Genomic DNA, 24,577 nt, shown 5'->3' with positions numbered 1-24,577 from the left:
CACTATCGGTCTTCTACCGGTCTGCTGCGAAAGTCGGCTTTTGCCGCGGTTCCTGGCTCACTGCATATGGCAGGCGGCATATGCAGTGTTTGAACGGACCTTCCCGTTGGCCAGAGTGGTCAGCATATACGGCCATGCTGTGAACGGACGGTGATCAATTGCGCCGGAAAATGGAAAAAAATGAGGCATCTTGTCAATTTAGGGTGGCTAGAGGATGCTGCGGGGGCTGTCTTTGGTTGTGGCGGGGGTCATGGTTTGCTGGCCATCAAACAGGCTGCGTTTCCCGCAAAAAAGCTTTGGATTTCGCAGGCGTTCAGCATGGCCCAGTACAGATCCCGCGCAAAGCCAGGTGATCGGGATCAGCGTGTCGTTCAGCAGCATGTCTGCCAGGGTTGCGGCCAGTATCAGGGCGATGGGAGTGGCAAAGGGAGAAAGACCGTTTTGCCGACTGCGGTGCACCTCGATGGCCAGCAGAAAGACTGGCAGCGTGAGCAGACCCATTTCCGCGATGTATCCAAGCCAGCCGAAGGTACCGAAGGTGATGATCCAGCGGCCATCCGGGATCGAAATGATGTGGCCGGTTTCAAGATCCCGGATCAGGTTCCGGCCCCAGCCGCCCCAACCGAACCAGGGTTTCTCGGCCGCACGGGCCAGCATCATGGCTTCATTGTCAAAGCGATATCCCAGGGATTGGGCGCGCTCGGCGCTGATCGCCTCGGCCTGCGCAAGGATTGCGTCGGTCGGGATCACACCGACGTTGCGCAGCATCGGGTAGGTGATCGCGAGGATGGCAATCAGGCTGGCAACCCGGATCTGCCAGCGTGGTGATGCCAGCGCCACCAAAGGCACGATCGAGAGGCCATAGGCCAGGGAGGCGAGGCTTTTGCACAGGACCAGCACGCCAAAAAGATAGACCGCCGCCAGTGCAAAGCGCGTTCGCTCTGGCGCCTTGGCCGCCCGGGCCAAAGCTGTCGCTGCCACAACGCAGGAGAAAACAAAAAACGCGAGCCAAAGCGCATGGGGCAGGAAGACAATTGGGCGAAACCCGCCCTGACGCATCATCTGAGCAAAGTCATGCTGAAAGAAACCATAGATCCAGGTGTTCAGCTGTGGGCTGAAGCGGACTTCGAACAGCGCAGGCAGACTGTAGGCCAGACCGGCCAGGCAGAGCGCCACAAGCAGCTCTTTTTGTCCCTTTTCGTCAGAAAGATAGCGGCGGGCCAGCAGGAAGGGCATCAACAGGATGATCTGGTTGATGATTACCGAACCCAGATCACGCCACCTGAGCCCCGGCAACATGTCGGTCAAGAAGATGATCGGGTCCGAATTCTGCAGGATGCGGAACAGTATCGGGTCACCATTGGTCAGAACCGTCGGGATCACACAGGTCACAAACAACAGTAGCAGAAGCCGGGCAAGCCAGGGCTGGGGCCAGATCGGGACGGGTTTGCGGAGCACGAAGAGGCACAGTCCAAAAGCCATGACCGATGGGATCGAGAATTTGTCCATGTCCGGCACCAGCGGCAAATCGAATTCCGCCAAGGGAGGCAGAAGCAGGTAGCCGCCGATGATGCACCACAGGATCGCGCGCTCCAGCGGCAGGCGCAGAAACAGAAACAGGCTGACCAAAGGCCAGCTGATCAGCATCAGGTATGCCAGTGCATTGGGCATGGGCGCGCAGGGCTTTCCGGTCTTGGGCGAGGAAAGGCGTCAATGGCCTGTCCTTATCCACCCTTTTCGCTAAAAGTCTACGCAGTCTTTCCTCTGCTGTCCCCTACAAAGCGAAATCCGGTAAACGGATGGCAGCACTGCAACAATACAACCTCTGTGACCATGCTTCGCTGGCGCTGCCGCAAGCGGAGCGCTATCAACAGAAGCGGTTCATGAGGGAATGGTCCGTTGTACTTCGAATTTGGTGACAAAAGGATCTCGGTCAATATCGTGGACCGGCCGCAGTTGGAACATGAGGTTCTTGTGCGGCTGAAAGAGGTGAGCGGCTTCGCATTGGCGACGATCAACCTCGATCACCTGGTGAAACTGGAACAGGACGCGGATTTTCTCGCAGCCTACGCAGCGCATGACCTTGTGGTGGCGGATGGGCACCCGGTGGTCTGGTTGTCCCGCGTTGCGGGGCGACCGGTCCAGCTTATGCCGGGATCGGACATGGTGGTTCCCTTGTGCCGATTGGCGGTTCAGGCGGGCGTATCCGTTGCCTTGGTTGGCAGCACCCGTGAGGCTCTGTCGGATGCGCGGCAGACCCTGTTGGCCGAGGTTCCCGGACTGGATGTGACGTGGTGTCATGCGCCGTCCGGGGTGTTCGACCCTGACAGCGAGGAAGCGGCTGAAATCCTGTCCGCATTGAACCGCAAAAAGGTGGGGCTCTGTTTTCTTGCGCTTGGGGCCCCAAAGCAGGAACGCCTGGCCGCGCGCGGGCGGGGCCTTGCACCGGGGGTTGGTTTTGCGTCCGTGGGCGCGGGTCTGGATTTCCTCGGCGGGCACCAGCGCCGGGCTCCGGCCTGGGTGCGAAGGCTTGCACTGGAGTGGCTTTGGCGGGCGCTGAGCAGCCCGTCGAGAATGATTCCGCGCTATTTGAAGTGCCTGGCCATCTTGCCGAAACATACCCTGATGGCGCTGCGGCTGCGGCAGGGCGGAAACAGCCCATCCTGAGGGATGTGAGCTGGCATCAGCCAGCGGTGCAAGATCCTGTTTGCGCGCTTGCAGGTGCGCTGGTCTGAGCCTTTCTTGTCTGACATGTCTCGACCCGTTTGGGTGCGGTGCCTAATTTGTTCCCTTGTACTCCAGAATGCTTCGAGAGCGTCCTCTGAGGCGGTTCCAGTGGTACTCAAGTACGCCAATACATTCGGGGAACTTCCCGAACACTGTGAAAAAGGCCCTCTCAAACCCCATCGACCTGGCCAGCCTCAGGCATTGCAAGGGGTAGGCGGTCAGAGCCGTCAAAGCCCATGGAGACACGAATATGCCGACTAGAAGGGTCGCCGGAAGGAGCGCGCTCCACAGGACTGCCCTGCGGGTTTCCCGAACCCAGTGCCGCTCTGGGGGGGCGCCATGTATCGCGGCACCTTCGGCAAAGGCGTGACCGGCGCGCCGTGTGCGTTTCCACCACTGGCCAAGGCGTGTGATCTGCGCATCGTGTCGTGTCATCTCGGCATCCAGTCGCCAGATGCGCCACCCCTTGTGTCGCAGGCGCAGACAGAGTTCCGGTTCTTCCCCGGCAATGAGGCTTTCGCGGTACCCCCCGAGCGCGCGCACCGCGCCCAGCCGCATCAGGGCATCCCCCCCGCAGGCCAGGGCCTCTCCGACGGCAGTATTCCATTCCGCGTCGCACAGGCGGTTGTAGACGGAACCCTCCGGGTCCTGCTCTCTTCTCCTGCCGCAGACAACGGCAACATCCTTGTGCGCTGCCAGGAAGGCGCAGGCCTGTGGCAGCCAGTCCGTATCAACTTCGCAGTCCCCATCGACGAATTGCACCAGGCTGTCGTCATCGCTGGGGCCAAGCGCCGCAAGCCCGGCATTTCGGGCGCGCGCTGCGGTGAAGGGCCGTGAGAGGTCCAACTCGACCACCTCCGCGCCAAGCGCACGGGCCGCTGCAACCGATCCGTCGCTCGATCCGCTGTCCACGTAGACAACACGGCGCACCTGGCCGCGCAGAGAGGTGAGACACCTTTTCAGACGTTCCCCCTCGTTCCGGCCGATCACCACGGCATCGACCGGCAAGGCGCGATTTCGTTTCGGGGACAGGTGATCAGCCATCAACAGACTTTCCGGGGCCAGTCCGTTTCCGGCTCATCTCGCGCAGGTAGGCGTCATAGTCTTCGCTTGCCTTCAGAAAACCGAGGTCCTGCAAGGTTGCGATATCTGGCGTCTCGCGGGCCGCCTCGGACCACAGGGAAAGGTCCGGCTGCTTTGAAAGGCGCTCCAGACGCAGCTTGTCCTCTCCGTGTGCGATGGATGCGGTTTCCACCGATTTGCGGTCCCGCGCCAGCGCGTCGTCCGCGAACTTGTAGTGCTTTATCAACCCGGTCATCGGAGCAACCCGCACGCCCGAAGCCGCGTGGGGGTGCACCCCGGCCTGCACGGCAGGCCCGACAAACAGCAAGGGGTGTTTGGTCAGACAGCAGGCCTCCCCGAATACCTTGGCACGCACCCCTCCGAAAAGAACCTGGGGCGCATTGGCATCCTTCGGGTGGTTCTGGTTCAGGAAGAACGACAGGCCAGTGTCTGCTGAATGATAGGGATAAGCCGAGATCGCGCTGAGGTCATAGAAGCTGAAAGCCTCGAGAACCTCCGGATAAGGCATCTTGGCGACGTCACGCAGGGGCGCCTTGGGGAACATCTCCAGCATTTGCGCCATGAATGCGGTATATCCGTTGGCAGACAGATATTGAACGAGGCCCGTCAGACCGATGTCGGCCCGCCCCTGAAAATCAAAGATTTCATCCATGTCCACGATCAGGCACCAGCGGTCCGTTGCGTATCGACGGGCTGCATAACTGCGAAAGGCGTTCTCGAAGGCACCCCAGGGGAGGCGGGATTGCAGAATTGCCGTCCCGGGGCGCTTGCGGATCTGAGTGATCGTATCGTCGTCCGAACCGTTGTCAAAAAACACGAAATGACGAATGCCGAGGCCCTGATAGTAGTCGAAGAAGGCATCGAGGTAATAGCTGCCGTTGCGGACCAGAGCGACAAGGGTGACCTCTTCGGGGGCGGCGAACCTGCGGCGGGGGCCGTGTATGTGACGCAGGGACGCGGCAAAGCGCAGGCGTTCCCTGTAGCGCTCCAGGCGTTTGCCCAGCCGTTTGGACAGAGGCAGGCGCGCGGTGCTGGTCGTCATGGCGGTCTGTCCGGTTCGAGTGTCTTTCAAGCACCCTATGACCAGATCGTTGTGAACGGCAAGAGGGCAGGTGGCAGCGGTGATGGTTGCGCCAACATTTCACATTTGATATTCGAAAAAGCAGCTTTGGGTTGCACGATCCCGCGATCCGATAGGTTTGAGAGGGGTGGTTGCAATGGCAGCGGATCTGACCGTGCTTGTAGGGGATGTCGGCGGCAGCAATACCCGCCTGGCGCTTGCCGGTCCCGAGATCGGCGTCACCGCGCTCAAGCATTTTTCCAACGACAGCTACGGCTCATTGCAGGAGGTTCTGGCGGCCTATTGCGAGCAGCCGGATCTGCCCGATCTTCAGGGCTGCTGTCTGGCCGTCGCGGGCCCGGTCTATGGCGAAACCTATCGTCTGACAAACCGGGACTGGCAAGGAACGGCGCAGGATCTGCAGGGCTGCCTGCCGCTGATGCCGGGGGGGCAGGTGCATGTGATCAACGATCTGGCCGCCCTGGGACATGCCCTGCCTGTCTTGATGCCGGGCCAGCTCATGTCCTTGCGGGCTGGGCGGCAACAGGGTGCGCAGGCACTGGTTGCCGGTGTCGGAACCGGGTTCAATGTCGCGCTCTCGGTGGCGGGGCGCACCGTCGAAGCCGAGCTTGGCCATGCGAGCCTTCCGGACATCGTCTCTCAGGAACTGGCGCGCATCTTGGGGAAACCGGACCATGGCTTTGCCAGTGTGGAAGAGCTCTTTTCCGGGCGGGGCCTGGTGCGGCTGCACCGCGCCCTGGGCGGGGATCCTTCCGAAGAAGGTAGCCGGATTGTTGCGGCCTACACGGACGCGGAACCGGGCCACCCCGCAGCGCGCACCGTGCCGATCTGGGCACGGCTTTTGGGGCTCTTGGGCCATGAACTGATGCCGACCTATATGCCGGGGCAGGGGGTGTTCTTTGCAGGAAGCGTTGCGCGTGGCGTGCTGGGCACCGATGCGCGCGCGGATTTCCTGCGTGCCTTTGCCGAACCCCACGGCAGGCTCTCGCAGCGGGCTGCCGAGGTGCCCCTCTGGCTGGTCACGGACGATGCCGCCGGAGTGAGCGGCACCGCCAGATACGCGATCGAGGCGGCCAAGGCGCGGCTCAATAGTCTCGCTTGAAAAGGATCCCAAGGCCGGATTCGCCCACACTGTCAACCTTGCCTGTCACAGTCAGACTCTCTGAGATGTCCAGGTTGAGGCTCAGCTCGCTTTCGCCGCGGGTGTTGACGTCCACATCCGTATAAAGGTTCTCGGAAATGTAGCCGCCCAGCCCCAGCTGTCCGGCACCTAGCTTGTCGAGGCCGATATCGGCGTCATCGGCTCCGGTGCTGCTGCGCAGGCGTTCGGTGGCATTTCCGCTCCGCCCGCTCAGAGTGAGCACAGAGGAGGCCAGCCGTGCCAGAGCCAGAGGCGACAGGTCCTTGATATTGTCCCCGAACAGCAGAAGTGCCAGCGCTTCTTCACTGGGGCGGGGCGGCTCTGAGGTCACGACGATCTGCGGTGCATCGATCAGCCCCGAAATCCTCAGCGTGGCACTGCCTTGTTCGGTCTGCGCGGAGGAGCTGAAATCCAGGAATGGCGTTAGGTTGCCCAATAGCGTGATCTGTCCCTCGTCCAAGGAGAGACGACGCCCGAGGATATCGAAACTTCCCCGGATCAGACCGATCTGCCCCGAGGGTGAGATCCGGCGTGTGCTGCCGCGCAAGAGAATACGCCCGCCCAGTTCGGCGCGCAGGCCTCGTCCGCGGGCAAAGACCTTGCCGGGGGCATCGATGACCACGTCGAGTGTGGTCTGGGAGGTTCTGCTGGAGGTCTGCCCCTGCGCGGTTTCAATCAAACCTGCACGAGCGCGCGTTGCCTGCACCGCTTGCGATGCGCCGATATGGGAAATCTGCGGGATCGGGGCGGCGGTCACGGACCCGGCGGCGGTGTTGAGGTTGATGTTCGTCTCTCCGACATCGATCCTGCCGCTGACACTGCTGTTGCCTGCAAGGGCGCCCTTCAGCCTCAGCCGCCCGTTGAGAAGCGTCTCATAGCTCAGATGATCGCTGAGAACGAGGTTGACAATCTCGATGCCAAGATCGCTTTGGAAGGGTGGGGCCAGCGCGATCGGACCGCTGATCCGCAGCGTGCCGCTGTCTCCGGGACTGGCCGTGATCTGCACCTGGGCGCCACTGTTCTGCAGCGAAATGCTCGCGTTGATATTCTCGATCCGCTGCCCCGCCGAGGGGAGCGCCAGAACGGAGCCTGTTGTCAAGATTGTCCCGGACACACTGTCGAGCGCGGGCGGGCCTTTGATGGCCATATCAAAACGCGCTGGGCCTTTCGCCAGGTTGGGTTTGATAAAAGGATTGGCTCCCTCCAGACGCAGATCGCCAGAGGCTTTTGCGTCGATGATGCCGGTGCTTTCTGAGTAGGTGCCCGCGACATCAACCGTGGTCTGGGCCGGCGCAGTGGCCCTGGCGCCGATCTGCCACAGACCGCCACGGCGCTCTGCGCGCCCTTTTGCCTCTACTGCACCCGCCAGTTCGGGGACAAAGCGTTCCAGTTCATTCAGGATGGCATCAAAGGTGAACGCCGCATCTCCGCTCAGCTGGACGTCTCCATCCAGCGTGGCAGAGGAGGAGCGCGGCCCCTTGAGCCGGGCCTGACCGCTTATGGTATCCCCGCTGCGCGACAGATCGGCCGAGAGTTCCAGTGATCCGGGCGCCTCGGGTAAAAGCCGTTCCAGCCCATCCAGACGCGCTGTTGCCGTCAAAGACCCCGAGTTGCTGCTCAAAGCCCCCTGTGCCCTGGCGGACAGCGACTCGCCGTCCAGTTCGAAGCGGTCGATGCGCAGGCCCTCTGCGCCGCGCGCCGCCACGAGGCGTGTCGTGACCGTGCCGGACAGAAGCGTATCGACCTGATCGATGCCCGTGCTCAGATCCTGTCCCACGAGGGAAACATCCGCATCAAACCCGCCCCAAAGCGGGGTCGCGCGGCCTTTGACGCTGGCCTGGACCGCTCCACCAATCGGGCGCTGGGCGAGGGCCGAAAACCGCGACAGGTCCGAGGCGCCCGCAGCGACGTCCGCAGAGATCTCCAGACCGCTCTCAAGTCCGGAAAAGGCTGCATCGCCAGCCAGCTGGTAGTCCGCGCCGCGTAGTTCGAGCTCTGTCAAGGAAATCGCTGAGGGGCCTTGTGTCGTAACCTTGCTCTCGAGCTCAAGCCTGTCGCCCACAGCCGCTGCAAGGGCCGCATCGCGCAAGGCAAGACCACTCAGATCAAGCCGCAGGCGCCCGTCAAACCGGCTTCCCTCCGTGTCGGTGCCAGCCTGGGCCATCGTCCCGGAGGCGCGCAATGCCGCATTGGCCAGTGTCAGTTCCGGACGCGACAGATCGCGCAGATCGCCTGACACCGTCCATTGGCCATCAGCGGTTTTCTGCAGCGCCAGCTCTGCACCCGCCAGCGTGGTGCTTGCCCCCGGCACCGGCAGGATGATGGCTGCGTTGCCGTTTGGAGGCGTGATCGTGGCCTTGAGGTTCGCGGTGCCAAGCCCGCCCTCTGCTGCGCTGGCCAAAGACCCCGTCAGCCGCAGCGCCTGAGTATTGAGGGCGAGGGTGTCGACGGACAGGCCGCCGCTCGCTTCGGTCCGTCCGCGCGCAACAAGGCGCAGTTCAGGGCCAAAAAACGGGCGGTAGTCCGGCCGCAGCAGCGGGTCGATATCTCCGCTCAAGGCAGCCGAAAACCCTATGGTCGATGCGGCTGGGTTGCCCGCGTCCGCCTGTGCGTCCGGGCCTGGTTCGGGTTGGGGCAGGGCGGCCAGAACGACCTGTCCTGCCAGTCGTTCCTGACCGTTGCTGCTCAGGGTGATATCGGCTTCAAAATCGCTGACCGGCCCGCTGCCTTTGGCGGTCAACTGCAGTGTGGGGCGTCCAGGCAGGTCCAGAGCTGCGGAAATCAGCCCGTCCGAGGATTCCGACAGGGCCAGATCCAGATCGATCTGCCGGGTCGCATCTGCATAGCCCGCAATCAAGGTCACCCGGTCGCCGGGTTTGTCCAGCCGGTCGATGTCCAGTCTGGTGCTGAGCGCCCCATCGGCCAGGGTGAGCGCGCCTTTCATAGAAAGACTGGCTGGCTGCCCCAGCAAATCCGCGCCAAGATCAAAGCGGGAGACGCGGATCTCCCCAAGCTCGACCGCAACCGGCAGATCCGGCAGGGCAAAGGGGGTTGCCTCTGGCGTCGGCAGGGCCGGGTCTTCGGGCACTGGGTTCGGCTTGCGGATGACGGTGATCGCCTCTGCGCTGAGGGTGTTCACCGAAAACCGCCCCTGGATCAGCGCAAGTCGGTTCCAGTCCAGCTTGGCGTCCTCAAGGATCAGCCACACACCATCGTCATCGGCCACCGTCAGGCGCTGGATTGCGGCTTCCGACGACAGGGCGCCGCTTAACCCCTCAACCGAGATGTAGCGGCTGTCAGCCGAGAGCGTATCCTCGAGAAAGTCGACCAGAAACCCGCCGCTGTCCTGATCTGACTGCGCCTGCGCAAGGCTTGGCGCTGTCAGCGTGGCAACCATCACGGCAAGGGCTGCGGGCGACATGCGGTCAAAGGAGCAGATGAGTCTCAAAACGCCTGTCCTATCCCGATGTAGAGTTGTGCGCCGTCCGCCGTGCCGCCGGTGACAGGATAGGCCAGATCGACGCGAATGGCGCCTATGCCCGCCACGGAATACCGCAAGCCAAGGCCCGCGCCGGAATGGCTTGAGGAGCTGCTGGTTATGAAACTGTCCGCATCCACATAGGCGTGATCGTAGAAGCCGACGACAGAAATCTTGTCCGTGATGCGGCCACGAATTTCACCTGAAAGCGCGAAGAAACCCCGCCCGCCTGCGGTGCCGCCTGCAACCGGAACGCCAAGGGATTGATACTCGTGCCCACGCACAGTTCCGCCGCCTCCTGAAAAGAACAGCATCGTCGGAGAGGTGCCGCTGTGTGAGGGGCCGATGACGGACCCCAGTTGCGCCCGCCCCGCCAATACAATGCGGTCATCTGCGCCAAGCCCTACATAAGTCCTGGCATCCATCGTCACCTGAACGCCCGGATCGCCGCCATCGGCGCCGAAAAACGGGGAAACCCGCCCGCTCAGGAACAGGCCTTTGGTGGGGTCGGTCGTGCTGTCGCGCCTGTCGAACTCGGCGCGCAGGCTGGCAAAGACATACTTGAACCGGCGTTTCCCGAAGGCATCGGTGGCCAGGATCGAATCAAACCCAAGCACGGCCTCACCGTACAATTGATCCGAATAGACCCGCCGCACGCCGATGCCGCCCATGCCGTGAACGGCGGTGAAATGCTCTTGATCCAGGCTTTCCGCCTCGGTCAGGTAGAAGATGTTGTCATCGGGTCCAAGGGTCGCCGGGCGATCCAGCCGCAGAGAGATGCGGCCGTCAATATCGTTGCTGCCGCCGATCCCGCTGACGCGGGCCTCGAAGCGCAGTTTTTCCGCCGCGCCAAAAAGATTGCGATGCATCCAACTGGTGGTGACAGACAACCCTTCGGTCGAGCTCATCTCGGCGCCAAAGGTCAGCCTTCGGGGGGGCATGTCTTCTATCTTGGCGGTGAAATCCAGTGTGCCATCGGGGTTTGCCTTCTCGGCTTCCTGGAAGGAGACCGATGAGAAGGTCCCGGTACGGCGCAGGCGGTTCGCGGATCGGCTGACAAGGTCGGGATGATAGGTCTCCCCTTCAGGGAAACCGGCGATCTTGCGAATGGCTTCGTCGCGGACACGGCTTGGGCCAGACACGGCCATCTGCCCAAACTGCAGGCGCGCACCCGGGCGGATGGTGAGCCTTGCATCGAGGGTCGCGCGGCTGTGGTTGGCGGTGATCCTTTGGCCAGAAAGCGTTGCCTTGGCGTGGCCTGCGCGCCGCCATGCACGGATGCCGCTGTTGGCCGCATCGCGTATCGCCCCGGTGCTGGCTGGCGCCTGGCGTGCAAATTCCGAGGGCACCTCGGTGTCGCTTTGTTGTGGCCAGGGCACAACTTCGGCTGTGCCAAAGGTGAACTGTGGGCCTGCATCGACCGTGATCTCGATCCGATCAATGCGCCCGGGCGGGGTGATGGGGTCAATCCCCGCGGCTTCGCGCCCGTCAATGCGGATGGTGACGACCGGGGCAAAATGCCCTGCATCATAAAGCACCTGAACAAGGGTCCGGTAATCCGACAAGGCAGCCGCAAGAAGGTCCTGCACGTCGCTGTCTTGTGCAGAAGAAAGAACGGCCGAGGCCTTCTGCAGGCGCACGGTCAGAGCCTCGGTCGCACCCGGCGCAGTGAGCCGTGTTTCAGCGCTGTCGGCGGGTGTGCCGAACAGGGTTGCACAGATCAGCAAAACGGGCACCATACCCGTCAGGGCGGTGCTGGCTCTCGGTCGTAACGGCATCGGCTCTCCGGGCAGCGGCAGGCGACAGTGCAGAGGGCGGGGAAATGCCCCGCCGCACCAAACCGTATCACAGAGCAGCCGGAGGTAAAGGCGCTGCAGGGACAAATGCTTGTCCGCAGACAGAGGGTGGCGGATCTGCGCGCAGATCGAGGTCAGATTGCCGGCAGGGCGGGTTACATTTGCGCGGCGCGGAACCAGCGGCGGATGGCGGCGCGGTCCTCTGGTTCCATGTAGGTTATGTTTGCCGGTGGCATGGCATGGGTAAGGCCGGCCTGCAGGTAGATCTCCCGTGCGCGGCGCGCGACATCGGCTTCTGTCTCCAGCAGGACACCTTTCGGTGCGGTGCGGATGCCATCCCAGAAGGGGGCGCGCGCATGGCACATGCTGCAGCGGCCCATGACGATCTCATGCACTTCTTCAAAGCCTTCGGCATTGGCCATCAAAAGGGCGGTTCCGGTGAGTTCGGTAGCGTCAATGTCCTCGTCACCCTCGTATTCCAAACCTGCGGTGGACAGAATGATCACGCCAAGGAACAACAGGACCGTGGCCAGCCAGGTCCAAGTCGGATTGCCTGCGCGGGCGTGGCGGGTGTTGAAGTAGTGGCGGATCGTAACGCCCATCAGGAAAACCAGTGCCGCAATCAGCCAGTTGTATTCGCTGGCAAAGGCCAGGGGGTAGTGATTGGAGAGCATCAAAAAGATGACCGGCAGCGTCAGATAATTGTTGTGGGTCGAGCGCAGCTTGGCGATCTTGCCGTACTTTGCGTCCGGCGCGCGCCCTTCCTGCAGGTCCTTCACCACGATGCGCTGGTTCGGCATGATGATGAAAAAGACATTCGCCGTCATGATGGTGGCGGTGAAGGCGCCGAGGTGCAGCATCATTGCGCGACCCGTAAAGACCTGATTGAGGCCCCAGCCCATCGCCACCAGCAGCACGAACAGAAGTACCATCAACAGGGTGGGGCGTTCAGCCAGGCCCGACTTGCAAAGCCGGTCGTAGACGATCCAGCCGATCGACAGGGTCGCCGCAGAGATCGCGATCCCCTGCCAGAGGGTCAGATCCGCCTTGGACTGGTCAATGAGATAGAGCTCTCCGCCCGCCCAGTAGACGACCATTAACAGGGCAAAGCCCGAAAGCCAGGTGGAGTAGCTTTCCCATTTGAACCATGTGAGATGCTCGGGCATTTCGGACGGCGCCACCAGGTACTTTCGGATGTGGTAGAAACCACCGCCATGGACCTGCCATTCCTCGCCATGGGCGCCGACGGGCAGGTCGGGCGCCCTGCGCAGGCCCAGGTCCAGCGCGATGAAATAGAAGGAGGATCCGATCCAGGCGATGGCCGTGATCACATGCAGCCAGCGGATGGCAAAGCCCAGCCAATCCCACATCATCACAAGTTCATACATGCGCAAAAGTCCCTGATTTGTGCCGCCGCTGCAGACTAGGCAAAGCGGCTTTTCTTCGGTATTGCAGATAAATTCCAAGCTGTATCAAAAATCATGGAAGAATGGCGAGCCGCCCCATGTCCTATCTCGACAATATCCGCACCTTTGTCCGTGTCTACGAGCTTGGCTCCATGTCGGCGGCAGGCCGCGATCTGAGGATATCACCGGCTGTAACTTCGGCACGGATTTCGCAGCTTGAGGATTATCTGGGTGTCAGACTGTTCCAGCGCACCACGCGCAACCTGTCGCCGACCGAACAGGGGCAGGCGTTCTATCCAGGCGCGGTCTCGGTTCTTGAGGCGGTGGATCAGGCCGAGGCCAAGGTGATGCATCTGACGGACGCGCCGAGGGGGACTCTGTTTGTCGCGGCGCCTTTGGGGATGGGGCGGCGTCTGGTTGCACCGCAAGTGCCAGGGTTTCTGGCTGACTACCCGGAAATCAACCTGCGCCTGCGCCTGTCGGATCGGGCGGTGGATCTGACTACGGAAGGCCTGGATCTGGCGTTCTTTCTGGGTCAGCCTGCGGACAGCAACCTGAAGATCCGGAAGATCTCCGATTGCCGGAGGGTTTTATGTGCGGCCCCCGAATACATCGCCAGGCGGGGCATGCCCGCAGATGGTGCGGCGCTGCTGAGGGAGGGACACAACTGCCTGAACCTGCGGTATCCCGGTGCCAGCGAGTTCCAGTGGATGCTGCAAACCCCGGATGGGCCGCAGAGGTTTGCGGTCTCGGGCCGCCATGAATGCGACGACGGGGATGTGCTGACCGATTGGGCGTTGGGGGGTGAGGGGATCGCGCTCAAGCCGGTGTTTGAGGTGGCGGGACATCTGGCCGCCGGGCGCTTGCTGCCTGTGGCGATCAAGACGCCGCCGGTGTCGGTTCAGATGGCCTGTCTCTATACGCATCGTCGCCACCAGGATCCAAAAACGCGCCTGTTCATGACTTACATGACCGAGCGTATGGCGCGCGCGATCCGGGACGCGGAAAGCGCCTTCGGTTCTGCCTGACTGGGCCGGTTTGCAGGTGGGGGCTCCCGCCTCTGAAGGGGCCTTGCGGCCCATTCTAGAGTTGGGTGTGGCGCTGCTTTGCAGCGCCGCCAGGTCCGGAACGCGCCGCTTTGCAGCAAAAACAGAGTGTTGAGAAACGGTTCAGGGGCAAGTCTGCCCTGAACGCGCCATATCCGGTCTGTCCCCCCATATCACCGCGTCAGGGGCGATGCACGCAGGCTGCGCCTCCCTTGGCCCTGTGATGTGCAGCAGGGCGTCCCTTAGCTGCCGCGGTAGGTGGAGTAGCCGAAGGGAGAGAGCAGAAGAGGCACGTGGTAGTGTGCTGTGGCATCGCTGATGCCAAAGCGGATCGGAATCACATCGAGGAACAATGGATCTTCGCCCGCCTGTCCGCTGGCGCGCAGATAGGCGCCAGCGCCAAACTCCAGCTCGTACGTGCCGACCCCGAACTCTTCCTGTGGCAGGATGGGGCTGTCCGTGCGTCCATCATCGTTGGTTTGCATCTGGGCAATCTGTTCGCGAGCCGTGCCCTTGATGCGGAACAGCGTGATGGTCATTCCGGTGGCGGGGCAGCCGCGTGCGGTGTCCAGAACATGTGTGGTCAGGTATCCGGTCATGATGGGTTCCCTCAATCAAAGCCTGAGTGAAGTGATGTCTCGTTGTGCACGAACTTCCTGCACCATGCCCCAGCATTCGGCAAACCGCATGCGATTGACAGTGCATTCGTGAAATTTTGAAAAAAACGTCTCGTCTTCTGCCATAATAAGAGGAAACTCGCGGTTGAGCCAGTATCGACTCCCTGACGAAAGAGACATGGACATGACCAGATACCCCCGCAACATGATCGGCTATGGGGCGACACCTCCGGATGCGGCCTGGCCGGGCGGGGCCAAGGTCGCCGTACAATTCGTTCTGAACTATGAGGAGGGCGGAGAGAACTCTGTCCTGCATGGGGATGCGGCCTCGGAGGCTTTTCTGTCGGACATTGCAGGGGCGGCGCCCTGGCCCGGTCAGCGGCATTGGAACATGGAGTCCATTTACGAGTACGGCGCGCGTGCAGGGTTCTGGCGGCTGCACCGCATGTTCACGGGCGCAGGTATTCCGGTGACGATCTATGGCGTTGCGAGTGCACTGGCACGATCTCCCGAACAGGTGGCCGCCATGAAGGACGCCGGATGGGAGATTGCCTCCCACGGGCTAAAATGGGTTGAGCACAAGGATATGCCCGAGGACGAGGAACGCGCGGCGATTGCCGAAGCGATCCGCCTCCATGCCGAGGTTGTCGGCACCCGTCCGCGTGGGTGGTATACCGGGCGCTGCAGTGTCAACACGGTGCGCCTCGTGGCCGAGGAGGGCGGTTTCGATTACATCTCGGATACTTACGACGATGATCTGCCCTACTGGCTGGAAGTGGGGGATCGTGACCAGCTGATCATCCCCTATACGCTGGAAGCCAACGACATGCGCTTTGCCACGGCGCCGGGGTACATCACGGGAGAGCAGTTCTTTCAGTATCTGAAGGATTCGTTCGATGTGCTTTATGCCGAAGGAGAGGCTGGCGTCCCCAGGATGATGTCTGTCGGCCTTCATTGCCGCCTGATCGGGCGGCCGGGCAAGGCAGCGGGGCTGAAGCGCTTTATTGACTATATCCAGTCCTTCGAGGGGGTTTGGTGCCCGCGCCGGATCGATATTGCAGAGCATTGGGCGCGGATCCATCCGCATGAGCGCCGCCTGCGTCCCAGCCAGATGGAGCGCGAAGGCTTCGTTGCCGCCTATGGGGGTATATTCGAACACTCCCCTTGGATTGCCGAGCGCGCGTTCGATCTGGAACTGGGGCCAGCCCATGACACGGCTCTGGGGCTCCACAATGCGCTGTGCCGCATGTTCCGCTCGGCCAGCGAAGAGGAACGCCTGAGTGTCCTGACCGCGCATCCCGACCTGGCCGGGAAACTGGCTGCTGCAAAGCGCCTGACAGCCGAAAGCACGTCCGAGCAGGCCAGCGCGGGACTTGATGCGCTGACGGATGAGGAACGCCGCGCCTTCACGCGCCTCAATGCGACCTATGTGGAAAAGCACGGGTTTCCCTTCATCATCGCGGTGCGCGATCACGATAAGGCGTCGATCCTTCGGGCGTTCGAACAGAGGATCGGAAACGACCGCCCAACGGAATTCGCCGAGGCTTGCCGACAGGTGGAACGGATCGCTGAGTTTCGTCTGAAGGATCTCTTGCCGTGAGCCGGGTGATCGAGATCCAGCCGATCAGCGCCGAGGCTTTCCGGTCCTTTGGCGATCTGATCGATACCTCTGGCGCGCCCGACAAGATGATCAACCAAGGGCTTTGCGGGCGTTTCCACGACCGGGCCCAGATGGACTTTGCCGATGGGCGCGCGGGCCTCAGCCTGTTCAAGGCCGAGCCGCGATCCCTGCCTTTGAAACTTGAGATGGTGGAGCGTCACCCGGAGGGAAGTCAGGCCTTCATCCCCATGAGCGAACACGGTTTTCTTGTCATCGTTGCCGAAGATTTGGGCAATTTGCCCGGAGAGCCGCTGGCATTTGAGACAGAACCGGGACAGGCCATCAATTTCCATCGTGGCACCTGGCACGGCGTGTTGACGCCGCTTTGCGCACCGGGACTCTTCGCGGTGGTGGACCGGATCGGCTCGGGCGCCAATCTGCAGGAGCATTGGTTCGATACCCCATATGAGGTGAGGCGCCCCTGACGGGCGCCTTTTCTCATTCAACCCGCCCGGCAAGAGGTGGAGCTTACAAATCTAAAAACACTCAACAGAAGAGGGATGATGAAAATGGCAGATGGTTCCATCGGAACGGCGGCACAGCTGCGCGATCCGAATTACACGCCGCCGCTGGCCCAAGCGGTGCCGCTGGGGATTCAGCATGTTTTGGCGATGTTTGTATCCAACGTAACCCCGGCGATCATTGTTGCGGGGGCGGCGGGCTTTGGGTTTGGCTCCAACTCTCCGGATTTCCCGGAGCTTTTGTATTTGATCCAGATGTCCATGCTCTTTGCCGGGGTGGCGACGCTGCTGCAGACGATCACGCTGGGGCCGGTCGGTGCTGCGTTGCCGATCGTGCAGGGGACGAGCTTTGCGTTTCTGCCGATCATGATCCCGCTGGTGGCCGGAAAAGGCGTGGATGCGCTGGGCGCGCTATTTGGCGGAGTGCTGATCGGTGGCCTGTTTCATGCGGTTCTGGGGCTGTTCATCGGCAGGATCCGCTTTGCGCTGCCGCCCCTGGTGACGGGGCTTGTGGTGACGATGATCGGCCTCGCACTGGTCAAGGTTGGCATTCAGTATGCGGCCGGGGGTGTTCCTGCCATCGGCAAGCCGGAATACGGATCGCTTCTGAACTGGTCGGCGGCTCTGATCGTGATCTTTGCGACACTGGGACTGAAGTTCTTTGCCCGCGGCATGCTGTCCGTTTCTGCCGTGCTTCTGGGGCTTTTGGTGGGCTACGTCTATGCGCTTATGGTGGGGATGGTCAGCTTTGAGGTGATCGGGACCAGCTGGTCGCGTGCGGCGGGTTTTGCGCTGCCCATGCCATTCAAATACGGCTTCGAGTTCTCCTTTGCGGCCATCATCGGTTTCTGCCTCATGGCCTTTGTGTCGGCGGTTGAGACCGTCGGCGATGTCAGCGGGATCACCCGCGGCGGCGCCGGGCGCGAAGCCACGGACAAGGAGATTGCCGGTGCAACCTATGCGGATGGTTTCGGCACGGCCATTGCGGGGATCTTTGGAGGCCTGCCGAATACGTCTTTCAGCCAGAACGTTGGGCTGATTGCCATGACCGGCGTGATGAGTCGCCATGTGGTGACCTGTGGAGCGATCTTCCTGATCATCTGCGGGCTGGTGCCCAAGGTTGGCGCCATCATTCGCACCATTCCGATCGAGGTGCTGGGCGGCGGTGTCATCGTTATGTTCGGGATGGTGGTTGCGGCCGGGATATCGATGCTGTCGGATGTGAACTGGAACCGGCGGAACATGGTGATCTTTGCGATCGCGCTGTCCGTTGGCCTGGGGCTCCAGCTGGAGCCTGGCGCGGTTCAGTACCTGCCCGATACGCTGCGTATCCTGATGACCAGCGGGTTGCTTCCCGCGGCCGTGATTGCCATCGTCTTGAACCTGGTTCTGCCCGAAGAGCTTGCGGACAGTGGAACCGAAGAGGTTTCTGGCGGCATGGCTGGTCATGGGCAAGGCAGTCTGGGTGACAAGTGAGTGCGTGAAAATGCAGCAGGTGCCTCCCGCCTGACCTGCGATCATCAAAGATGATCTGGCCCAGTTGGGCCCGGCGCCGCGCTATCGCGCGGCGCCGTCTTTTTTGCTGAGAGGTGCCTTGAGGGCAAGTTTGCCTCAAGGCACCCAGCCCAGGGTGAGAGTCGGTTTCCGGCCTCAAGGGTAAACCGCGCAATGCGCGGCAGCTTCGCTGCCCTTGACTCCGGAAACAGCCTTGGAGAGGTGCGTTGCCGCACTGCGCGTGCGCAGGTAGCGCGGCTGGCGCAGGCAGGAGCGCATTGGGGAGCAGGGGTCAGCCTTGCGTCATCAGCCGGGCCACATCCAGCATGCGGGCCGAAAACCCCCATTCGTTGTCGTACCATCCAAAGAGGCGGATTTGCCTGTCGCCGATGATCCGGGTTTCCGGAACGGCCAGAACAAGGGATTCAGGCCGCGCGCGCAGATCGGAGGACACCAGAGGAAGCTCTGTCCAGCCAAGTTGGGCGGAACGGTCCACGGCGGACTTCAGACCGTCGAGCATCTCTGCCTGCGGGGCAGGTTTTTTGAGCTGTGCAACCAGATCGATGGCCGAAACGCTCGCGGTGGGAACACGCACTGCGGCGCCGCTGATCCGCCCTTTGAGTTGAGGCAGAACCTCGTCGATCAGGTGCGTGGCGGAGGACGTCGTGGGCACCATCGACATGGCCGCACTGCGGGAGCGTGCGAAATCGCCACGCGGCGCATCGACCAGAGGCTGGGAGTTCGTATAGCAATGGATCGTGGTCATATGGGCGCTTTCGATCCCGAACAGACCATCGAGAATCTTCAGAAGCGGGGCCAGCCCATTGGTGGTGCAGGAAGCGTTCGAGACGATCTGCGCATCGCCCAAAGCCTCTTCATTTGCGCCCAGTACAATGGTCCGTTCAGCCGCAGGAGAGGGACCCGAAATCAGTACCTTTTGGGCTCCGGCTTTGATCCCGCGCCGTGCCACGTCCGAGGTTCGCGCAATGCCGGTGCATTCCAGTATGACGTCGACCCCCGACAGATCCACGCAGGTCAGGTCCGCTTCCTGACTGAAGGCAATCTCGCGTCCCATGACACGCAGAGTTCCGGGGGCGGTGCCCGCCTCGCCAGGCAAGGGGCCGTAGGTGCTGTCGTACTGGAGCAGATAGGCACAAAGATCGAGCGGTGCGATGTCGTTGATATGCACGACCTCTATGTCCTGGTGTTCCGCTTGAGTGAGGATCTGGCGCAGAATGGCCCGGCCAATGCGACCGAATCCGTTGATGGCGATTTTCATGGTCTTTTCTCCGGTCGGAAGCTGGTGCCCCCGAGGGGAAGCACCGGCTCGCGACCTGACTTGATGGCGGTCTGAAACGATCTGTTTGAGATAACTGAATTACTGTGATGGGCAGCGGAGCGCGCCTATGTAAGTCCCTGAAATCGTTCTTTTCAGCGTGTCGCGTTCCAACTGGCAGCCGGTAGCCGCACGAAAGGCGCGGGCGGCCTGCCGCGCACCGATGATGGCCGGAGGGCGAAAGGGGACAAGCTCTGGATTGAGGCGGGTTGCCTCATATCGGCCCGGAAAGGCTTCGGAAGGGCCAACGCGCCAGTCCCGGCCCAGAACCTTGACCTGAGTGAAACCCGTGTCTCCAGCGGCAGCCGGCTTCGCAACGGCAAAACCTGTGCCAAGGGCGCAGCAGAGGCTCAAGGTGCGAAGAATGGCCGGGGCAAAAGCAACAGTCATCTGACGGCTCCTGATGGCAAGATACGGGCGCAGCCTAGCGAAGCTGCGCCGGTTTGCAATGGGGGCCGCCGGAAAAAGCCGCAGCCGGGATCAGCCCTGCAGTGAGAGCGGCATGTGACGGTTCACGTCTTTGTACAGAAGATAGCGGAACCGGCCCGGCCCGCCCGCATAGCAGGCCTGAGGGCAAAAGGCGCGCAGCCACATGAAATCGCCGGCCTCCACTTCGACCCAGTCCTGATTGAGGCGATAGACGGCCTTGCCCTCCAGAACGAACAGCCCGTGCTCCATCACATGGGTTTCGGCAAAAGGGATTGTGCCGCCGGGTTCAAATGTCACGATGGTGACATGCATATCATGGGCCAGATCCTCGGGGTCCATGAAACGTGTCGTGCCCCAGCGCCCATCGGTGCCCGGCATCATGTTTGGCGCCAGATCCTGTTCGTTGACCGTAAAGAATGCCGGGGCGGACAGGCCCGGCGCGCTCTGCCAGCGCTTGCGGATCCAGTGGAAGGACGCGGCGCTCTTTCCATTGTTGAACAAGGACCAGTCGCTGCCCGGCGGTACATAGGCAAAGCTGCCCGCATTCAAGAGATGCGCCGAGCCGTCAATGATCAGCTCGACCTCTCCGGCGCTGACGAACAGGGCGCCTTGAGCACGTGGGTCGGTCTCTGGCGTGTCCGACCCGCCACCCGGTTGCAGCTCGACGATATACTGCGAAAAGGTTTCGGCAAATCCGCTGAGAGGGCGGGCAATTACCCACATCCGCATGCCGGACCAGCCGGGAAGGACTGAGGTAACGATGTCCTGCATGGTGCCTTTGGGGATGACTGCATAGGCCTCGGTGAATACCGCGCGCCCGGTGAGCAATTGATCCTGTCCGGGGTGGCCTCCGGTCGGCGTGAAATAGCTGCGGTCTGTCATAGTTTGTGTATCCTTCAACGGTCTCGGAGGCCGACCTTGTTCCATCCGTTCATGGTGCACGGATCCTGCCGGGACTATGGGCCTGCTGCGCTCTGGCTCCAAGGCGGCGCAGGGCGAAAACAACTTTCGCGATATTTTGAATATCCGCGGCCAGCGACAGCGCCGTCAAAAGGACTCGACCGCCCTTGATTGCCTCAGGTCCGCGGCGCAGATCTGTAGCCCTCGCAACAGCGCCTCACTGTCGTTTTCAGGGCTTTGGCCGCGCGGCAGGGAGGCGCCGACAACGATCGGTGTGCGCCCCGGAGCCGAGACCGGCACGGCCAGACCTAGAATGCCGGTCTCAAACTCGCTGTCGGTCAGGGACCAGCCCTGACTACGGGCCAGATCGATTTGTTTTCGGATCTCGCCTGGGTCTGTCAGCGAGAGTTCGGTGTGGCGCGGGATGGGTACGCGCGCGAGGGTGTTCTCCAGCTCTTCCGCTGGCAGCCCGGCCAACAGCATCCGCCCCAGGCTGGTGTGGACCAGGGGAATATGAGAGCCGGCCGTGAACCCGTATGTTACGGGGCCCTGATCGACGGTTGATTGTGCCAGAACCAGGACCCGGTCCTGATCGAGGATGCAAAGGGTGATTCCGACGTCCAGCGCCCGGGCATGCTGGTTCAGCACTGGCTGAACGCGGCGTCCGAACTGGTTGGCCTGAAGAAATCCGCCGGCCAGGGCCAGGACGCGCGGAGTGAGGGACAGCATGCGGCCATCCTGACGCAGATACCCCGCCTGCACCAAGGTCAGCGCCCCGCGCCGTGCTGTCGCCCTGTCCTGTCCGGTGCGACGGGCGATTTCGGCCAGGGTCAGGCTGGGCGTTTCCGCATCAAACACGGCCAGAACGGTCAGGCCCTTGGCAAAGCTGGAGGAAATATTTCGATCTTGAGGAGTCTTGGTCATGAGTCTGATGCCTGAAATTCAAATCGGTGGCCGCTCTTGACAGAGCGGGCGCGGGCGCACAGAAATGGTGCGTATTTAGTTTTTATGGTTCGTATGACGCACGCAGTCAAGCCCTGTTCGCGAAAATGCCAGCAAAAGGACCGAAGCCATGATCAGCCAGGAACTCAACAACAGTCTAACCCGGGTGGGCAAAGGCAGCGATGCCGGAGAGGTTTTGCGCAGATATTGGCAACCTGCCGCTCTTTTGGACGAATTGCAGCAGGGCAGACCGGTGGTTCCCGTGCGCCTGCTCGGAGAGGATCTTGTGCTGTTTCGCGACAGTGAGGGTCAGCTCGGGCTGATCGGGCGGCATTGTCCGCATCGGGGCGCCGACATGTGTTACGGGCGGCTTGAGGACAACGGATTGCGCTGCCCCTTCCATGGCTGGCATTTCAACCGGTCGGGGCAATGCGTCGAACAACCCGGTGAACCCGAGGGCAGCCGGATGCACGAAAAGATCCAGACGGCCTCATATCCGGTGGTGGAAAAGAACGGCATCATCTGGGCCTATATGGGGCCGGGGGAGCCGCCTGCCTTCCCGAACTTTGACTGTTTCCGCGCGCCGGATACGCATGTGTTTGCCTTCAAGGGACTTTGGGAGTGTAACTGGCTGCAGGCAATGGAAGTGGGGATCGATCCTGCCCATGCGTCCTTCCTGCACCGGTTCCTTCAGGACGAAGATCCCGCCGACAGCTATGGTAAGCAATTCCGTGACAAGGCCGGCAATACCGAGATCCCGATGACCAAGCTGTTGCGCGATTATCCGCGCCCGGAGATTCAGGTGGACGAGGCGGATCATGGGCTGAAGATCACCGCTCTGCGCCATATGGAAGACGGGCGCACCCATGTGCGCGTGACCAACCAGATCTTCCCCGAGGCGATCTGCATCCCGATGAGCCGCGAGATGACCATCACCCAGTGGCATGTGCCGATCGATGATGAGAACTGCTACTGGTATTCCATGTTCACCAGTTTTGACAAACCGGTCGACAAGGATCTGATGCGCGAACAGCGCCTCAAGGAGCACGTGCTTCCGACCTATGCGCCCAAGAAGAACAAGCGCAACAACTATGGCTATGACCCCAAGGAGCAGGAGAGCGAGACCTATACCGGTATGGGTCTTGATATCAACGTGCACGATCAGTGGGCGGTCGAAAGCATGGGCGCCATCCAGGATCGCACAGAAGAGCATCTGGGCAAGACCGATGTGGCCATCATCCGCTATCGACGCATGTTGCGCGCGGCCATCGACGCAGTGAAGGAGGGGCGTGAAGGCGATCTTCCGATGCAGGGCGGTCTGGACGTGGGCGGTATTTTCGGGCCTATTTCCAATGACTCGATCGCGCAGGATGGCGATTGGCAGAAGGCGGCAGGGGAGGCGGACGATGCCCGTCGCAGCAGCTGCCCCTGGGATGCCAGCGTCTGACCCTTCCAGGAGCGATCCGCAGAGCAGCCAGTGCCGACCCAGTCGGCGCGCAGCCATGAAAGAGGCGTGATGGGCAGAGACTATTCCACCGGCAAGCTGGCCCAGATGGGCCTGTGGTCTTCCGATGTCTGTGCCTTGGCGCAGGATCTGGTCGCGCGGGTGAATGCCGAGGGTATTGAGACCATTCGCGTGCTTTTTGCTGATCAGCACGGGATACTGCGCGGCAAGACCCTGGTGGCAGAGGCATTTGCAGGCCTGTTTGACGCGGGGCTCAATGTGCCGTCGACGCTGCTGCTCAAGGACACCTCCCACCGTACCGCTTTTCCGGTCTGGTCCGAGGCAAGCGGCGGGCCTGCGCATCTGATGCAGGGCGCCAGCGATGTCCTGCTGGTGCCGCGCCCTGAAACCTTTCGCGTGCTGCCGTGGTCGCCTCATTCCGCCTGGATGCTGTGCACTCCGGTGATGCGGGACGGCTGCGTCATTCCCTTTGCCTCGGACAGGGTTTTGCGGACGGCCGTGGGTCAGCTGGCAGAGCAAGGCATGGTGGCCACGCTCGGGCTCGAGGTGGAGTTCCAGATCTACGAGCGTGTGGATGATGCCCGCGATCATGGCCGCTCCGGAATGCCCGGTGCGCCGGTGGAAACCCGCAATCTGGCGCAGGGCTACCAGTACCTGACCGAGACCCGCTATGGCGAGATGGAGCGTGCGCTGGATCTTGTTCGCCGCAATGCCCAAGGGCTGGGCCTGCCGGTCCGCTCGGTCGAGGTGGAGATGGGACCGAGCCAGGTGGAGTTCACCTTTGCGCCGGCCGACCCCGTGACCCAGGCCGATGCCATGGTGATGTTCCGCACCATGGTGAAAGAGGTCTGCGCCGCCGAAGGGATGCACGCCAGTTTCATGGCCAAGCCTCGGCTGGAAAACGCCGTGGCCAACGGCTGGCATGTGCATCAGTCGGTGCAGGACATTGCCACCGGGCGCAACCTTTTCATGCCCGAAGCGGGGGGCGGTCTCACCGCCGCAGCCTCGGGATGGATCGCGGGCCTCCTGACCCATGCCAGGGCGGCCTCCCTGATGATCGCGCCGACGGTCAACAGCTACAAACGCTACCAGCCATATCAGCTGGCCCCGAACCGCATTCAGTGGGGCGCCGACAATCGCGGAGCCATGCTGCGGGCGCTGATGGCACCCCGTGATCCTGCCAGCCGGATCGAGAACCGCGCGCCCGACAGTTCCGCCAACCCCTATTATGCCTTTGCCGCCCAGCTGATCGCAGGGACGGCAGGGATCAAGGCAGGGCTGGCGGCGCCTGCTCCCACGACCTCTCCTTATGAGGGGGAGGCAGAGAAGCTGCCTGCATCCTTGGGTGATGCGCTGGAAGCCTTTGAGGCATCCGCTGTGTTTGCAGCGGCGCTCGGTGACGATTTCAGTGCCTATCTGAGCCACCTCAAGCGGTTCGAATGGGAGCGTTACCTGGGCACCATTTCCGAGTGGGAGCAGGCGGAGTATTTCAACCTGTTCTGAAACCGGCGTACA

Annotated in this window: 19 protein-coding genes; 8 read left to right on the top strand and 11 right to left on the bottom strand. The window is 62.0% G+C overall.

Annotated elements, in window-relative coordinates; all coding sequences use genetic code 11:
* Positions 1-207: 207 nt before the first annotated feature.
* Complete coding sequence (locus tag AADA15_RS01665; RefSeq protein WP_341639805.1) at positions 208-1,671, bottom strand: hypothetical protein; 1,464 nt, start codon at positions 1,669-1,671, stop codon at positions 208-210.
* A gap of 228 nt (positions 1,672-1,899) precedes the next feature.
* On the opposite strand from AADA15_RS01665, the gene AADA15_RS01660 reads away from it, so the two are divergent.
* Positions 1,900-2,667: a WecB/TagA/CpsF family glycosyltransferase gene (locus tag AADA15_RS01660; protein WP_341639804.1), complete on the top strand. Its 768-nt coding sequence runs from the start codon at positions 1,900-1,902 to the stop codon at positions 2,665-2,667.
* Positions 2,668-2,778: 111 nt separating this feature from the next.
* Here the strand turns inward: AADA15_RS01660 and AADA15_RS01655 are convergent, their stop codons facing one another.
* Together AADA15_RS01655 and AADA15_RS01650 are read right to left on the bottom strand one after the other, a co-directional pair.
* Positions 2,779-3,771 (bottom strand): glycosyltransferase family 2 protein, encoded by a 993-nt coding sequence (locus AADA15_RS01655; protein ID WP_341639803.1) that lies wholly within the window; start codon positions 3,769-3,771, stop codon positions 2,779-2,781.
* On the bottom strand, positions 3,764-4,852 hold the full coding sequence (locus AADA15_RS01650) for a glycosyltransferase family 2 protein (RefSeq protein WP_341639802.1): 1,089 nt from the start codon (positions 4,850-4,852) through the stop codon (positions 3,764-3,766). Before AADA15_RS01650 ends, AADA15_RS01655 begins: the two co-directional genes overlap by 8 nt.
* 175 nt (positions 4,853-5,027) lie before the next feature.
* Between AADA15_RS01650 and AADA15_RS01645 the strand changes: the two genes are divergently transcribed.
* Complete coding sequence (locus AADA15_RS01645) at positions 5,028-5,993, top strand: glucokinase (RefSeq protein ID WP_341639801.1); 966 nt, start codon at positions 5,028-5,030, stop codon at positions 5,991-5,993.
* Here the strand turns inward: AADA15_RS01645 and AADA15_RS01640 are convergent.
* The 3 genes from AADA15_RS01640 to AADA15_RS01630 form a co-directional block, all read right to left on the bottom strand.
* Positions 5,977-9,480 carry a translocation/assembly module TamB domain-containing protein gene (locus AADA15_RS01640; RefSeq protein WP_341639800.1) on the bottom strand — a complete coding sequence of 1,168 codons (3,504 nt, stop codon included), beginning with the start codon at positions 9,478-9,480 and terminating at the stop codon, positions 5,977-5,979. The genes AADA15_RS01645 and AADA15_RS01640 overlap by 17 nt on opposite strands.
* The gene (locus AADA15_RS01635; protein ID WP_341639799.1) at positions 9,477-11,288 is read right to left on the bottom strand and encodes an autotransporter assembly complex protein TamA; all 1,812 of its coding nucleotides are present in this window, start codon (positions 11,286-11,288) and stop codon (positions 9,477-9,479) included. The genes AADA15_RS01640 and AADA15_RS01635 overlap by 4 nt, the downstream gene beginning before the upstream one ends.
* A 173-nt stretch (positions 11,289-11,461) precedes the next feature.
* Positions 11,462-12,694: a urate hydroxylase PuuD gene (locus AADA15_RS01630; RefSeq protein WP_341639798.1), complete on the bottom strand. Its 1,233-nt coding sequence runs from the start codon at positions 12,692-12,694 to the stop codon at positions 11,462-11,464.
* Positions 12,695-12,810: 116 nt separating this feature from the next.
* Between AADA15_RS01630 and AADA15_RS01625 the strand changes: the two genes are divergently transcribed.
* Positions 12,811-13,740, top strand: a complete 930-nt coding sequence (locus AADA15_RS01625; protein ID WP_341639797.1) for a LysR family transcriptional regulator — start codon at positions 12,811-12,813, stop codon at positions 13,738-13,740.
* A gap of 260 nt (positions 13,741-14,000) precedes the next feature.
* Here the strand turns inward: AADA15_RS01625 and uraH are convergent, their stop codons facing one another.
* Positions 14,001-14,357: a hydroxyisourate hydrolase gene (uraH, locus tag AADA15_RS01620; protein ID WP_341639796.1), complete on the bottom strand. Its 357-nt coding sequence runs from the start codon at positions 14,355-14,357 to the stop codon at positions 14,001-14,003.
* A gap of 202 nt (positions 14,358-14,559) precedes the next feature.
* On the opposite strand from uraH, the gene puuE reads away from it, so the two are divergent.
* The 3 genes from puuE to AADA15_RS01605 all read left to right on the top strand — a co-directional run bounded on the left by puuE (position 14,560) and on the right by AADA15_RS01605 (position 17,972).
* Positions 14,560-15,975 carry an allantoinase PuuE gene (gene puuE, locus AADA15_RS01615; protein ID WP_341639795.1) on the top strand — a complete coding sequence of 472 codons (1,416 nt, stop codon included), beginning with the start codon at positions 14,560-14,562 and terminating at the stop codon, positions 15,973-15,975.
* Entirely contained in the window at positions 15,972-16,460 is a 489-nt protein-coding gene (locus AADA15_RS01610) for an ureidoglycolate lyase (RefSeq protein WP_341639794.1), read from the top strand. Before puuE ends, AADA15_RS01610 begins: the two co-directional genes overlap by 4 nt.
* 84 nt (positions 16,461-16,544) lie before the next feature.
* Positions 16,545-17,972 carry a uracil-xanthine permease family protein gene (locus AADA15_RS01605; protein WP_341639793.1) on the top strand — a complete coding sequence of 476 codons (1,428 nt, stop codon included), beginning with the start codon at positions 16,545-16,547 and terminating at the stop codon, positions 17,970-17,972.
* Positions 17,973-18,282: 310 nt separating this feature from the next.
* Here the strand turns inward: AADA15_RS01605 and AADA15_RS01600 are convergent, their stop codons facing one another.
* From AADA15_RS01600 to AADA15_RS01585, 4 genes are all read right to left on the bottom strand, one after another.
* Positions 18,283-19,269, bottom strand: coding sequence for a type I glyceraldehyde-3-phosphate dehydrogenase (locus AADA15_RS01600; RefSeq protein WP_341639792.1), 987 nt, complete (start codon positions 19,267-19,269; stop codon positions 18,283-18,285).
* A gap of 99 nt (positions 19,270-19,368) precedes the next feature.
* Complete coding sequence (locus AADA15_RS01595) at positions 19,369-19,716, bottom strand: hypothetical protein (RefSeq protein WP_341639791.1); 348 nt, start codon at positions 19,714-19,716, stop codon at positions 19,369-19,371.
* A gap of 90 nt (positions 19,717-19,806) precedes the next feature.
* The gene (locus tag AADA15_RS01590; protein WP_341639790.1) at positions 19,807-20,637 is read right to left on the bottom strand and encodes a bifunctional allantoicase/(S)-ureidoglycine aminohydrolase; all 831 of its coding nucleotides are present in this window, start codon (positions 20,635-20,637) and stop codon (positions 19,807-19,809) included.
* Between the two features lie 165 nt (positions 20,638-20,802).
* On the bottom strand, positions 20,803-21,579 hold the full coding sequence (locus AADA15_RS01585) for an IclR family transcriptional regulator domain-containing protein (protein WP_341639789.1): 777 nt from the start codon (positions 21,577-21,579) through the stop codon (positions 20,803-20,805).
* Between the two features lie 148 nt (positions 21,580-21,727).
* On the opposite strand from AADA15_RS01585, the gene AADA15_RS01580 reads away from it, so the two are divergent.
* Together AADA15_RS01580 and AADA15_RS01575 are read left to right on the top strand one after the other, a co-directional pair.
* Positions 21,728-23,044, top strand: a complete 1,317-nt coding sequence (locus tag AADA15_RS01580) for a Rieske 2Fe-2S domain-containing protein (RefSeq protein ID WP_341639788.1) — start codon at positions 21,728-21,730, stop codon at positions 23,042-23,044.
* A gap of 69 nt (positions 23,045-23,113) precedes the next feature.
* Positions 23,114-24,565, top strand: a complete 1,452-nt coding sequence (locus AADA15_RS01575) for a glutamine synthetase family protein (RefSeq protein WP_341639787.1) — start codon at positions 23,114-23,116, stop codon at positions 24,563-24,565.
* Positions 24,566-24,577 lie beyond the last annotated feature (12 nt).

It is taken from the genome of Phycobacter sedimenti (genome assembly GCF_038148855.1).
GTDB classification, from domain to species: domain Bacteria; phylum Pseudomonadota; class Alphaproteobacteria; order Rhodobacterales; family Rhodobacteraceae; genus Phycobacter; species Phycobacter sedimenti.
This window is presented reverse-complemented; position numbering and strand designations above follow the sequence as displayed.

Bases quoted from the DNA above. Each gene is read 5' to 3' on its own strand.
- AADA15_RS01665 (WP_341639805.1), bottom strand. From the start codon at position 1,671: ATGCCCAATGCACTGGCATACCTGATGCTGATCAGCTGGCCTTTGGTC.
- AADA15_RS01655 (WP_341639803.1), bottom strand. From the start codon at position 3,771: ATGGCTGATCACCTGTCCCCGAAACGAAATCGCGCCTTGCCGGTCGAT.
- AADA15_RS01650 (WP_341639802.1), bottom strand. From the start codon at position 4,852: ATGACGACCAGCACCGCGCGCCTGCCTCTGTCCAAACGGCTGGGCAAA.
- AADA15_RS01645 (WP_341639801.1), top strand. From the start codon at position 5,028: ATGGCAGCGGATCTGACCGTGCTTGTAGGGGATGTCGGCGGCAGCAAT.
- AADA15_RS01635 (WP_341639799.1), bottom strand. From the start codon at position 11,288: ATGCCGTTACGACCGAGAGCCAGCACCGCCCTGACGGGTATGGTGCCC.
- AADA15_RS01630 (WP_341639798.1), bottom strand. From the start codon at position 12,694: ATGTATGAACTTGTGATGATGTGGGATTGGCTGGGCTTTGCCATCCGC.
- AADA15_RS01625 (WP_341639797.1), top strand. From the start codon at position 12,811: ATGTCCTATCTCGACAATATCCGCACCTTTGTCCGTGTCTACGAGCTT.
- uraH (WP_341639796.1), bottom strand. From the start codon at position 14,357: ATGACCGGATACCTGACCACACATGTTCTGGACACCGCACGCGGCTGC.
- puuE (WP_341639795.1), top strand. From the start codon at position 14,560: ATGACCAGATACCCCCGCAACATGATCGGCTATGGGGCGACACCTCCG.
- AADA15_RS01605 (WP_341639793.1), top strand. From the start codon at position 16,545: ATGGCAGATGGTTCCATCGGAACGGCGGCACAGCTGCGCGATCCGAAT.
- AADA15_RS01600 (WP_341639792.1), bottom strand. From the start codon at position 19,269: ATGAAAATCGCCATCAACGGATTCGGTCGCATTGGCCGGGCCATTCTG.
- AADA15_RS01595 (WP_341639791.1), bottom strand. From the start codon at position 19,716: ATGACTGTTGCTTTTGCCCCGGCCATTCTTCGCACCTTGAGCCTCTGC.
- AADA15_RS01590 (WP_341639790.1), bottom strand. From the start codon at position 20,637: ATGACAGACCGCAGCTATTTCACGCCGACCGGAGGCCACCCCGGACAG.
- AADA15_RS01585 (WP_341639789.1), bottom strand. From the start codon at position 21,579: ATGACCAAGACTCCTCAAGATCGAAATATTTCCTCCAGCTTTGCCAAG.
- AADA15_RS01580 (WP_341639788.1), top strand. From the start codon at position 21,728: ATGATCAGCCAGGAACTCAACAACAGTCTAACCCGGGTGGGCAAAGGC.
- AADA15_RS01575 (WP_341639787.1), top strand. From the start codon at position 23,114: ATGGGCAGAGACTATTCCACCGGCAAGCTGGCCCAGATGGGCCTGTGG.